The following is a 13,245-nucleotide window of genomic DNA, read 5'->3' as shown; positions in this document are numbered from 1 at the left end:
GAGAAGAGTATACATACGTGCATGCTCTCTCTTTTTCAACTGTTTTGAAACCGGTACCAAGAAAGGGGAGAAATGAGTGAAAGCATTGGATGTGATCACATTTGGGGAATCAATGGCGATGTTTTATGCAAAAGAAATTGGCGAGCTTCACCAAGTGCATACGTTTCAAAAAGCACTTGCTGGTGCAGAGAGTAATGTTGCGGTCGGCTTGGCAAGATTAGGCTTTAGCGTAGGCTGGATGAGCAAGGTCGGGGCGGACTCACTTGGTACATTTATTTTAGAAGAGCTTCAAAAAGAAGGGGTCGATACGAAGGCAGTGCTCCGTTCAAATGATGGGGCCAAAACAGGGATATTGCTGAAGTCAAAAGTCATCGATGGAGACCCTGATGTGACGTATTACAGAAAAGGCTCTGCTGCGAGCACATTGAACCCAAGCGATTTCCCGTCCACTTATTTTCAGAAGGCAGGACATCTTCATATGACCGGAATCCCGCCTGCTGTGTCTAGTGAAATGAGAGCGTTTTCTTTTCATGCCCTTAAAGAAATGAAGAAAGCAGGAAAAACCATTTCTTTTGACCCGAACCTTAGACTTCAACTATGGGAAGAGGAAGAAGACATGATTCATACGGTAAACCAGATGGCTGCTCAAGTAGATTGGTTTTTCCCAGGGCTTGCAGAAGGTCAAAGACTCACAGGATGTCATGAGCCGGAAGCGATTGCGGATATTTATTTACAAAAAGGCGTCAAGCTTGTGGTCATTAAACTGGGAGCGGAAGGAGCCTATTTCAAAAGTGCATCCGGCCAAGGTGTAGTGGATGGTTTCCATGTGTCTCATGTCGTGGATACAGTCGGAGCTGGTGATGGATTTGCAGTGGGAGTGATGAGCGGTCTGTTGGACGGTTTATCATATGAAAAAGCGGTGACAAGAGGCAATGCCATTGGAGCACTTGCAGTCATGTCCCCAGGAGATCACGAGGGACTGCCGACTCGGGAAGAGCTTCAGGCATTTATAAAAGAAGCCAAACGATATCAAAGGCGACACGATATGAAGGGAGATGAGAGGTATGGGAAAGTCAGCAAGTATGAGCGTTAAAGAGAAGCTCGCAGCTTGTAAACTCATTGCGGTGGTCAGAGCAGGTAGTGAAGCAGACGGGATAGAGATGATTGGTCGTTTAAAGAAAAAAGGGGTGCGGGCCATCGAAGTGACATATACCACGCCCAATGCAGAGCGGATCATTGCATCTTTCCAGCATGACCAAGACTTGATTGTCGGAGCCGGAACGATTACAACGCTTGAGCAGGCACAATCAGCCATTGAAGCCGGCTCTCAATTCATCGTCAGCCCTGGATATCTTCCTGTCATCGGAGAGCACCTATCTTTTCACGATACACTCTACGTTCCAGGTGTTTTGACCCCGAGTGAAATTATGCAGGCAAAAGCAAATGGATACAGCGTGTTAAAGCTTTTTCCGAGCGGCTCCTTCGGTTTGTCCTATATGAAAAATTTGCAAGGTCCGTTTCCAGAGATTGAGTTCATCCCAACAGGAGGCATTCATCCAGTCGATGTGCCAAAGTGGCTTGAAGCAGGAGCCGTGGCAGTAGGTGTCGGCAGCCAGCTTGAAAGCAGTACAGCAGAAGAATTACAGGCTGTTCTTTCTTCCACCATCATGTAGTTCACATAAACAACCGGCTGATGACTGCCGGTTGTTTGTTCGTTTATCTAACATAAAAGATGGGAAGGCGCTTCTTTTCACATAAAATGAGCATAAAGGAGAGGTCGATATGTACATTCAAGAAGATGAACTAAAAGATGGTCAAATTGAACAATTGATTCAAGCTCATTTAGAAGAGATGAAAAAACATTCACCGCCAGAAAGCATTCATGCCCTTCCGTTAGACGATCTGAAAAAAGAAGATGTCACAGTGTGGAGTGTGTGGGATGGGGAGTCGCTTCTTGGCTGCGGAGCCATCAAGGAGCTATCAAGTGAACATGGTGAACTCAAATCGATGAGAACGGCAGCAGCCCATATGCGAAAAGGCGTGGCGAAGCATCTGTTGACCCACCTTCTCCAAGAGGCGAAGCGGCGGGGGTATAAAAGAGTCAGCCTTGAAACAGGTGCGATTGCTTTCTTTGAACCGGCAAGAAAATTATATGAAAGCTTTGGATTTCAATATTGTCCGCCTTTTGGTTCATACCAAGAAGATCCGAACAGTTTATTTATGACAAAGGAATTATAGAGGTCGAGAGAGTATGCTTTTATAAGCAGCTCTTTTTTTATGCGGCAACAATGGAAGGAGGAGAATGTGAATGAAATGGTCGAAGTTGTTCGGAATGGGCGCATTTCTCACATTTTGTGTCGTATCTGTTCTTTTTTTATCTATATTAGGTCAAGATTTAGTTAAAATTGAAAGCGCTTCCGATGAGGCGGTATCAACTTATCAATATCACTTTGTTCTTGTACCAGAGGAACTTGATAATGAATATTGGCAATTGGTGCAAAAGGGAGCTGCTGATGCGGCGGAAGTTCATCGGGTGTATCTTGAATACCTAGGTCCAAAGCAGGCTGATTTGGATGATCACCTGAAAACCATTGATATGGCGATTGCTGGTCATGTGGATGGCATTATGACGCAAGGGCTTGATGCAAAGAGATACAAACCGCTCTTTCAAAAAGCAAGAGAGAAAGGTATAGATGTTGTCACAGTCGATACCGATGCAGAGGGGAGCAAGCGTCAAGTGTATGTCGGAACAGATAACTATTATTCTGGCTTTATCGCCGGACAGGCACTCATCGCCGATACAAAAGGCGAACAGTATGTGGGCATTGTGACGGGACGGCTTGATGCGATTCACCAGAAGCTTCGCGTGAAGGGGTTTCGAGATGCCGTTTCTGGTGAAAAACGCATTCATATTGCTGGAATAGAAGAGTCGGCGATTACAAAATCAGGTGCTTCCGGCGCTGCGTATAAATTGTTAAATGATCATACGCAGCTCACCGCATTTTATGGAACAAGCGCATTAGACGGTGTCGGCATTATTCAAGCAACAGAGCAATATCATTCGTCTAAAGATGTTTATGTGCTCGCATTTGATACTCTGCCTGATACGATTCAAGCGCTGGATGATGGGAAAATTGATGCAGTGGTTGTACAGCACCCTTATGAAATGGGCTATCAAGCGGTTGAATCTCTTGTTCGTTTGCAGCAAGGGGATAAACAAGAACCGCTGCAGTACACAGAGACGAGTGTGATTCGGCGAGGAGACCTGCCCCTTCATCAAACGAAAAGACCACAGGGGGTTCAGCCATGAGAAAAATACGAAGTAAATTATTATTGGCATTTTTAATTCTTGTGCTCCTTGGTAATGTGGCCGCTTTTTTTGTGTATTGGAGCAGTTCAAAAATCACATCAGAATATAGCAAGAGCTTTCGTTCCTTTCTCCTGCTGAATGATATTTCGACAGAGGCAAAAACGATGTATGAAAAGGTCAACGCCTTTGCCATCGAAAAGGATCAGGCGTTTGCCAAGGGGTATGCTGAATCAAAACAGAAAATGACATCATATGATCAAGCATTGCTCAAAGATGCAGGGCTTCATGCCGCCATCCCCTCCATTGAAAAATATCGATATATGATGCGGACGCTCATAAACGAAAGTGATGCGACAATGAATCATGTCAAAGAAGGGAAAATCAAAGAATATGCTGCAAGTGTGAAAGAAGTAAGAACCGTGTCCTCTTATATCCAAGAGCAGACAATGACTCTTTTGGATGATGAATTATCTGAGTATCAAGTACTCTACCAATCCCTTCAAAAAAGACATCAAACGTATGCGCTTTTTACTCTATGTCTGTTTACATTATCGATAGGCATCGCTTTATGGATGGCCTATATCATTGCGGGTGGAATTTCAAGACCGATCGTTCATCTGTCTCGAAGTGCTAAAGAAGTATCAGAAGGAAATTTTGACGGTCCGAATTTGCATGTGTCATCAAAGGACGAAATCTCTGTGTTAAATCATGCCTTTGAGCGAATGCGGCGAGAGATGAAGGTCATGATTGAAGAGATGAAACAAAAGGCCGCTTTAGATCAGAAAATTAAAGACATGAAGCTGAAAACACTACAAAACCAAATGAATCCACATTTTTTATTTAATACATTAAACATCGTTTCACGTATGGCGTACTTAGAATCAGCTGATGCGACATCGAGATTGATACAATCCGTTTCTACGCTGATGCGGTATTCGCTATCTCCTCTCAGCGCATCTGTTACGTTAGAACAAGAAGTGAAAGTGGTAAAAGAATATTTTCATATACAAGAAACAAGATTTTCCGATCGTATTACATGCAAAACGACTATAGATGAGTCGTGTCTATCTGTTCACATTCCGAGCCTCACATTGCAGCCGCTTGTCGAAAATGCCTTTATTCATGGGGTAGAACCAAAAGAGGAGGGGGGGCTTGTAGAGCTCTCTATTGATCGAGATGATCGCTTTGTCATGATTCGGATTCGGGATAATGGACTTGGCATCAGTGATCAAGAGAAAAAGAGATTGCTATCGCAAGAGGAAGAAGATCATTCAGACACACGTAGTAAAGGTCACTCGACAGGAATTGGTCTTCGAAATGTGATGTCGAGGCTGCGTTTGTTTTACGGAGTACAGGATGCCCTTCAAATTGATTCAAAGCCAAACGAAGGGACCACCATTCAATTGACAATACCAATCAAGGAGGAACGAGCATGCTGAACGTGCTGATTGTGGATGATGAAAAAATTGAACGAATGGCGATGCGTAAGTTCATGACCGAATGGCTGCCAGACTGTCATATTGCAGGGGAAGCTGCGAATGGAAAAAAGGCGGTGGAATTGGCGCGGTCTAAGCCAATTGACCTTGTGCTCATGGATATTCAGATGCCAGGCATGGATGGACTCACAGCGATCAAACAGATCAAGGCAAGCTGTCCTCATACTAAATTTATTATGCTGACAGCCTACGATACGTTTGATTATGCCAAGCAAGCCATGCAGGAAGGGGTCAAACAATACCTTGTCAAACCAGCTGATAAAGACGAAACCATTACAGCGATTCGTTCTGTTGCGACAGAAATTCAGCAGGAGGTCTCCCTGCGGCAGGCGGAGAAAGTCAATCAGCAGTCAAAATGGCTGGAAGCTCATGTGTTGAACGGTCAATCTTATTCCTCCACAGCGTTTGAGCGGCTGTTTCAGGATTTTCAAGCAGGTCTAGTGATCGCTGTTCAGCGGACAGGCGGGGATCAACTCCTGAATCATTTGCAGGAGTCTGCTCTTTTTCAAGCAGTGCCTATCAAAGTGAGCGGTGAGCTGTTTACATGCTTGATTTACAGCCGTCAATCGCCTGGTCATCTAAAGGCGAATGTACTGCAAGCGATTCGCGCTGCTATGACAAGCGAGCAGCATTCCCCTTTCATTGTTGGCATGGGTCATCCTGTCTCAAATCCACTTCAACTTCAGAAAAGTGCGGCAGAAGCGAAGCTTTCCTATTATCAGCGAAAAAAAGATGACGGTGCGGTTCGTTATGGCTTTTACTATACAGATAGACAACCTTACGTATTGATCAACTTGCCTGAGCTTGCCGATGACATGATGCTTGCACTAGAAGAAGGGAGAAGAGATGATGCTCTTGCTTACTATGATGCCTTCCAATTAGAAGGGGCAACCATTTCTCATGTGAAAGAGCTGCTCATTTTACTCAAATCACGACTTCGTGCAGATGTGCCGATTCTAGCTATCACTACAGAAACAGAATGCCGCCAATGCTGTGAACATTTATTTGATCTGTATGAAGCAAGAACCCAGACGGTGAATGATATAGAACGGGCGAAACGATACATTCAAACACATTTTTGCGAACATATCACGCTGGAGCAAACGGCCGCCTATGTTGATTTAAGCCCGACGTATTTCACCAAACGCTTTAAGGATGAGACAGGTCTGACGTTTAAAGAATATGTGACGACCTGTAGGATGGATAAAATGAAGAAGCTACTGAAAGAGAGTTCGCTTAGTTTAAAAGAAATCACCTATCAAGCAGGATATACTGATCCGAATTACGTCAGTCGTGTGTTTAAAAAAATGGTTGGCTGTTCACCAAAGGAATATCGAAAGCAGGTCGTAAAAAAATGAAGAATTTCATAAAAAAGTGAAGAAGTTTGCCTGAAAAAAGGCAAGGATCTGCCAGTATACTTATTTTGATAACGCTTACAAAATAGGGATGGGGGATCCATGATGAAGTTTAAATTAGGCTTTACTTTATTGGCACTCTGTATGCTGGTCGTCTCTGCTTGCAGTTCATCGACGAACTCAGATGCAAAAAAAGAGGGCGGAGCGGAGAAACTAGAAATTTTCTCTTGGTGGACTGGTGCAGGTGAGGAAGACGGACTGAAGGCACTCATTCAATTGTTTGAAGAGAAAAATAAAGACATTCCAATTGAAAATGCAGCTGTCGCCGGTGGCGCTGGTACGAATGCAAAGGCTGTTCTAACAAGCCGGATGCAAGGAGATGATCCGCCAGCTACTTTCCAAGTACACGGGGGAGCAGAGCTGAATGAGAGCTGGGTAGCCGCAGGTAAAATGGAGCCGCTGGATGACCTTTATGAGAAAGAAGGCTGGAAGGATAAATTTCCAGAATCACTGATTGACCTTGTGAGCAAAGACGGGAAAATCTATTCCGTTCCAGTGAATATTCACAGAGGCAATGTGCTTTGGTATAACAAAAAAGTATTCGAAGATCAGGGCTTAGAACCACCAACGACGTTTGATGAATTTTTCAAAACAGCCGATGCCTTAAAGAAAAAAGGGATTACTCCACTTGCGCTTGGGGATAAAGAACCTTGGGCGGCGACTCATTTGTTTGAGAGCGTTCTTCTAGGTGTACTAGGTGCAGATGACTATCAAAAACTTTGGGCGGGCGACTTAAAAATGGATGATGCAAAAGTGAAGGAAGCGGCAGACATCTTTGGACGTATGCTCGAATACGTCAACGACGATCATAGCTCGCGTAACTGGCAGGATGCCTCACAGCTCGTGGCAAAAGGGGAAGCTGCAATGAATGTCATGGGCGACTGGGCAAAAGGATACTTTGTGAATGATCTAGATTTGAAGGTGAATAAAGACTTTGGATACGTGGCAACTCCTGGTACGGAGGGCAGCTTTATGGTCATCACGGATACATTCGGATTGCCGAAGGGTGTCAAACAGCCAGAAAACGTGAAAAAATTCTTATCTGTCTTAGGATCTGTGGAAGGACAGGATGCGTTTAATCCGCTGAAAGGGTCAATACCGGCACGTGTGGATGCAGACGTATCAAAATATGATGAATATGGAAAATCGGCAATGAAGGCGTTTAAAGAGTCAAAGCTGGCACCGTCTCTTGCGCATGGCTCAGCTGCTGAAGAAGGTTTTGTCACGAAGGCGAACCAAGCCGTCAATATTTTCGTGACACAAAAAGACAGCAGTCAGTTCGTTTCTTCTTTAAAAGATTCAATGAAATAAAGATGAAAGAGGCGGCCGTTAGGCACCGCCTCTTTTTTAAAAAAGGAGTGTAGCTTCATGCGCATGGACACATCGCCGATCACAAAAACACCAGCAGCAAAAGTGAGACGTGTTCGGAAAAAATGGAATGGAGACCAGCTGCTTGCCCTGCTATTTTTAGCACCGTCAGCTGTTTTATTATTCATTTTTGTTTACGGATTTATTGGCTGGACAGGATATGTTTCATTATCGAACTGGACCTCGCTTGTTCCTGATTTTTCTTTCGCAGGTATGAAAAATTATGTCATGCTGTTTCAAGATTTTCGCTTTCAGTCAGATCTTCGAAACACGGTCTTTTTTACATTATTCTTTATTGGAGCAGTCATTGCTTCTGGGCTTGTACTGGCCATTTTACTAGACCAGAAGATCAAGGGGGAATCACTTTTTCGGAATCTCTTTTTCTTTCCGATGGCCCTTTCCTTTGTGGTCACAGGTGTTGTGTGGCAATGGATCCTAAATCCATCTACTGGGGTGAATCTATTTTTAAAAACACTCGGCATCCAGCCCAAGTGGTACACGGATACGAACATTTTAGCTGGATTTGTCTGGGGAAAAATTGAGTTTGGTGTACCGGCAGCAATGATTGCAGTTGTCATCGCTGCTGTGTGGCAGATGACAGGGTTCTCACTTGCGATGTATTTGGCTGGTCTTAGAGGCATTCCAGAGGAAGTGAGAGAGGCTGCTAGAATGGATGGCGCAACCGAGTGGCAAATCTACTGGAAAATCATTTTCCCGCTGTTAAAACCAATCACAGCGAGCGTCGTCATTATCATGGCACATATTTCTTTAAAGATCTTCGATTTGATTTACTCGATGACAGGACCAGGTGCAAACTTTGTCACCGATGTGCCAGGTGTTTATATGTTTGAAATGACCTTTAGAGGAAACCATTATGCAGGTGGTGCCGCCATTGCGATCGTCATGTTGATTTCTGTTGCGGTCTTTATCGTGCCGTATCTCCTGTCTAGCCGGAAGGGGGCTTCATCATGACCGCAAGAGGGTTTGTCCGTCCAGTTCTTTATGCTTTATTAATACTGTGCAGTTTGTTTTTTCTCATGCCTGTTTATGTCATGCTCGTCACAAGTTTAAAGCCATTAGGTGAAGTGACCCTTGAGCGAATGTGGTCGCTTCCATCTACACTAGATTTCTCAAGCTACAAAATCGCTTTTGAAAAGTTATCACCCAATTTAATGAATTCTCTTTATCTAGTCATTCCTGCAACCTTATTGTCAGCTGTATTAGGTGCGATGAATGGCTATGTGCTGTCTAAATGGCGCTTTAAAGGATCAGAAGTGGTGTTTACCTTCATGTTGTTCGGTATGTTTATTCCATATCAAAGTATCCTCATTCCACTCATTCAATTTTTGCGTGAAATCGGCTTGTATAACTCCATTCCGGGACTTGTACTTGTCCATGTCGTATATGGCCTGCCAATCACAACACTCATGTTCCGCAATTTTTATGTGAGTATTCCTGATGAAATGATTGAATCAGCGAAGATGGATGGAGCCGGGTTTATCGGGATCTTCAGACATATGATTCTGCCGCTTTCCATCACAGGGTTTGTCGTGGTTGCCATTTGGCAGTTCACAAATGTGTGGAATGAGTTTCTATTTGCGGTCACTATGACCACAGCAGAGAATCAGCCGGTCATGGTCGCATTGCAAAATTTATCAGGCAGTCAAATTGTGCAATGGAATGTTCAAATGGCAGGTGCCATCTTGGCTGCACTGCCGACACTTTTGGTCTATATTCTACTTGGGAAATACTTTGTGAAAGGGCTTCTTGCAGGCTCTGTCAAAGGGTAAATTGGTTTTCTTGTTATCGTTTTCATTCGGTGTACTGAAAGGATTGACTTCTCTTTAGATAGCGTCATAATAAAAGTTGAGACTTGCTAGTTTTCATCATGCTAGGCAAGGATTATCAAAGGGTAGCAAAGGGAGGAGTCATCCTGAATGAAGCAGTCACCAATTTTTTTACTGCCTGAATTGAAGGAGAGAATATGGGGAGGTACAGCCTTAAGGGATCAATTTGGCTATGATATTCCTTCTGATCAAACGGGAGAATGCTGGGCAATTTCTGCTCATCCAAACGGACCAAGTGTCGTGCAAGACGGTCCATATAAAGGGAAAACGTTGATCGAACTATGGGACAATCACAGAGAATTGTTTGGGGGAATAGAAGGCGATCGCTTTCCGCTCTTAACAAAAATTTTAGATGCAAACCAAGACTTATCCGTTCAAGTTCATCCAGATGATGATTATGCGGAAAGACATGAAAATGGCGAGCTTGGAAAAACAGAGTGCTGGTATATCATTGACTGTAAAGAAGGCGCAGAAATGATCTACGGTCATAATGCAAGGACGAGAACTGAGCTTGTGACCATGATGAACAGCGGAGATTGGGAAGGCCTTTTGCGGCGAGTGAAAATTAAGCCGGGTGATTTTTATTATGTGCCAAGCGGTACCATTCATGCGCTATGTGAAGGCACACTGGTTCTTGAAACGCAGCAAAGTTCAGATACGACCTATCGGGTGTATGATTATGAACGAAAAGACCAAAATGGCCATGAACGTGAACTTCACTTCACGCAGGCCATTGATGTCACAACGGTTCCTCATGTAGACGGTTATGCAGATGAATCAGTAGAAACTCGTCCAGGGGTGACCATTAGAACATTTGTAGAAGCAGAATACTTCTCTGTGTATAAATGGGAAATTGATCAAAAAGTAGAGCTATCGCAAGATTATCCGTTTTTGCTGTGCAGCGTTATTAATGGGGAAGGGTCCTTAGAGCATAATGGGCATACATATCCGCTGCCAAAAGGAGCCCATTTTATCCTGCCTGCTGAAACAGGGAACTTCACAATTGAAGGATCTTGTGAACTGATTGTGTCACATATATAAAGAAAAAGAGGACTTCGAGAGTCCTCTATTTTTCTATTGCATAAAGGACTTGAAAGAGACTTGTTTTTGTCGATAAAGAGATTAGTAGACTATTATGCAAAGTTAAGAGAGGGACAGGGAACGTGAAAAAAACCATCAAGATTATGTTACTCGCAGCTGCCTTTGGTATGACATTACACACAGGCAAAGAAGTGCAAGCAGCCTCCTATGTCGATCAATCCATTTATACGATTAGCACCTCAAAAGTATTTACAACAGAAGCAGAAGTGAAAAAAGCGGTTGACACGTTGAAAAAGGATAAGAAATGGACAGCCACTTATCAAACTTCAGGAAATACATCGACTTATCAACTGACTGCCTCAGGATATGACTCACAAGTAGCAGCTAATGCAAGTGCCGCTGCATTAAAAAAAGAGTTAGGCATGAGCGGTACGGTGTCTCCAGTAGGTGACCGCCTTCCTTTACAGAAAATCGTATCTGATCCAATCAACGATGAAAGTCAGGCGAAAAAACTTACGCTCGAGCTGACGAAAACATCAGGACTCAATAGCACTTATGAAGCTATCAATCAAAGCAGACCATCATATCAGGTCATATCAGGAGCCATTGATTCTGAAACGAAAGTCAAAAATATTCAAACCGAACTACAAAAACAGGCCGGAGTCACTAGTACATATCAAACCGAAAACAAAGCTGGCACCGTGTATCAGCTGATCTCAGGCAATATTGTCGGACAGAGTAAGGCAAATACCATCCTGCAAGGTTTTCAAAAGGAATCTGGTTTAAAAGCAGTACTCCAAACGGTAGCAGCAGGCAAACCGTATTACATCGTCACATCTGCTGCACAAACGAATCAGTCTAAAGCGCAAACCCTTCTGACCCAGCTGCAAAAAGAAGCGAAAATTAGCGGAAAGATTCAGAAGGCTGGAGCTGTTAAAAATGTATATAGCATGGAATCAGGCTATTTCAAAGACAATAAAGAAGCAGCCTCAGCGGCGGCTCAGATTAAGAAACAAGCTGGTGCGTCAGGTACTGTACAGCGAGTAGGAAAAACGAAAAATTATATCGTAAAGCTCAATCAATTAAATGACACAACTTACGCAAAAACAGTTGCCTTTTTCAAGAAAAAGAAATGGCGCTATACATCTAAAAAGATCTCTTCTACACAGCCATATCAAGTAGTGACTGGGAATCTTTTGGGCGATGATCAAGCGAAAAAAGCAACGGCATTTTTCCAAAAGAAAAAAGTATCCGCCACAACGAAAAAAACAGGCAAAGCATCTGACAGCACGTATCGACTTGTTGTGAATCAAGCAACAGATCAGACAAAAGTAAATAAAGGTGCTGCATACTTAAAAGCACAAAAGGTGACAAGCAGCATCACAACAGGCAAGGGGCAAGCCGTCAGTAAAGCATACAGCCTAATGACAACTCCTGTATATGATCAAAGCAAAGTAAAGCAGGCACAAGAGATCATGAAAAAAAATGGCGTTGCCAGCAGTACAAAAACATTAACAGAAGCTGTTAAGCAATACCGTATTACGACAGAGGCAACTGTGAATCAGACAAAGCTGAATCAAGCCTTAAGTTATTTAACCAAACAAAAAATGAAAGCAGCCGCTCAAAAAACGGGAGCAACTGATTATGGTCAATATCAGATCAAAACAGGGGTTATTTCGACTGCTGCCTTAAGAGACCAAGGCATGACATTCTTCAAAAAACGAAATGAACCAGCTGCTTATACAACAACGACAAAACCGGCATATAAAATCAACATCACACAGCAGTTTACAGGGTTACCAAATGCGAATGCGGCCATTGCTTTTGTGAAAAGCCAATACGGCTGGACAGCCACTGCGACCAAAATCAAAAATGGTCCAATGGTGATGGAGACGAATTATAACCTCACAGTCAATGAGATGGTAAACAAACAAATGAAGGTGTCGCCGCAGACAGATGGTGCAGCCTACGTCTATGCGACATATGTAGATCCAGCGACGTCCACAGTGAATACAGACGGGCTAAATGTACGTTCTACACCTGATTCAAGTTCGGCTAGCAACATCGTCGCACAGCTGAACAAAGGGACAAAAGTGAAGCAGCTTGGAAAAGAAGGCAACTGGATCAAGATTAGCCTCGGCTGGAGAAATGCGAGTTCAGCAGAAGTATTAAAATATGTAGACCCAGCGAATATCGCGGAGGGCACTCAATCTTATTTTCAATTTCTCAAACTCTCTGAAGCTGCAAATCTCAACCCGACTGAAGTGAATACGAAGATTTTAGCAGGGAAAGGGATTCTTGCCGGAAAAGGACAAGCCTTTATCACAGCAGCAAAAACGTATCATATTAACGAAATCTATCTGATTTCACATGCATTGCTTGAAACAGGCAACGGCAGTTCCATTTTAGCGAACGGTACGAAGTTTAATGATAGAATCGTGTACAACATGTATGGCATTGGTGCATATGACAGTAACCCGAATTACCTCGGTGCAAAGTATGCGTATGAACAGCAATGGTTCACACCAGAGGCAGCCATTATTGGCGGGGCAAAATTCATTGGCAACAGCTACATCAATAATGCCACATACAAACAAGATACCATTTACAAAATGCGCTGGTCTGCGACAGCCACTCACCAATATGCAACAGATATTGGCTGGGCTTCTAAACAGGTCACTCGTATGTATAGTTTGTATAACTTACTTGATAACTATACGCTGTATTATGATATCCCCGTGTATAACAAATAAAAAAACGTCCGTGCT

At 43.4% G+C, this 13,245-nt stretch carries 11 protein-coding genes; all 11 read left to right on the top strand.

From position 1 onward, the window contains the following. Positions 1–76 precede the first annotated feature (76 nt). Entirely contained in the window at positions 77–1,093 is a 1,017-nt protein-coding gene (locus tag MHI58_RS17295) for a sugar kinase (protein WP_082055540.1), read from the top strand. Further along, positions 1,065–1,673: a bifunctional 4-hydroxy-2-oxoglutarate aldolase/2-dehydro-3-deoxy-phosphogluconate aldolase gene (locus tag MHI58_RS17290; protein WP_041507869.1), complete on the top strand. Its 609-nt coding sequence runs from the start codon at positions 1,065–1,067 to the stop codon at positions 1,671–1,673. The genes MHI58_RS17295 and MHI58_RS17290 overlap by 29 nt, the downstream gene beginning before the upstream one ends. 109 nt (positions 1,674–1,782) lie before the next feature. Further along, positions 1,783–2,238, top strand: coding sequence for a GNAT family N-acetyltransferase (locus MHI58_RS17285; protein ID WP_045033961.1), 456 nt, complete (start codon positions 1,783–1,785; stop codon positions 2,236–2,238). A 70-nt stretch (positions 2,239–2,308) separates the two neighbouring features. Continuing rightward, a complete protein-coding gene (locus tag MHI58_RS17280; protein ID WP_041507867.1) occupies positions 2,309–3,310 on the top strand; it encodes a sugar-binding protein in 1,002 nt (333 codons plus the stop codon). Then, positions 3,307–4,749 (top strand): sensor histidine kinase, encoded by a 1,443-nt coding sequence (locus tag MHI58_RS17275; RefSeq protein ID WP_045033962.1) that lies wholly within the window; start codon positions 3,307–3,309, stop codon positions 4,747–4,749. Before MHI58_RS17280 ends, MHI58_RS17275 begins: the two co-directional genes overlap by 4 nt. After that, on the top strand, positions 4,743–6,164 hold the full coding sequence (locus MHI58_RS17270; protein ID WP_045033963.1) for a response regulator: 1,422 nt from the start codon (positions 4,743–4,745) through the stop codon (positions 6,162–6,164). The genes MHI58_RS17275 and MHI58_RS17270 overlap by 7 nt, the downstream gene beginning before the upstream one ends. Before the next feature lie 99 nt (positions 6,165–6,263). After that, entirely contained in the window at positions 6,264–7,532 is a 1,269-nt protein-coding gene (locus tag MHI58_RS17265; protein ID WP_035389707.1) for an ABC transporter substrate-binding protein, read from the top strand. A gap of 57 nt (positions 7,533–7,589) precedes the next feature. Then, positions 7,590–8,561, top strand: coding sequence for a carbohydrate ABC transporter permease (locus MHI58_RS17260; RefSeq protein ID WP_192876889.1), 972 nt, complete (start codon positions 7,590–7,592; stop codon positions 8,559–8,561). Next, a complete protein-coding gene (locus MHI58_RS17255) occupies positions 8,558–9,379 on the top strand; it encodes a carbohydrate ABC transporter permease (RefSeq protein WP_008343219.1) in 822 nt (273 codons plus the stop codon). Before MHI58_RS17260 ends, MHI58_RS17255 begins: the two co-directional genes overlap by 4 nt. Before the next feature lie 147 nt (positions 9,380–9,526). Then, a complete protein-coding gene (gene manA, locus MHI58_RS17250; protein ID WP_007499909.1) occupies positions 9,527–10,477 on the top strand; it encodes a mannose-6-phosphate isomerase, class I in 951 nt (316 codons plus the stop codon). 122 nt (positions 10,478–10,599) lie between these two features. Then, positions 10,600–13,230 (top strand): glucosaminidase domain-containing protein, encoded by a 2,631-nt coding sequence (locus MHI58_RS17245; RefSeq protein WP_045033964.1) that lies wholly within the window; start codon positions 10,600–10,602, stop codon positions 13,228–13,230. Positions 13,231–13,245 lie beyond the last annotated feature (15 nt).

The organism is Bacillus sp. FSL K6-2869, from assembly GCF_040869405.1.
GTDB lineage: Bacteria > Bacillota > Bacilli > Bacillales > Bacillaceae > Bacillus > Bacillus altitudinis.
Note: the sequence above shows the minus strand (reverse complement) of the source record. Positions and strands in the feature narration are given on the sequence as shown.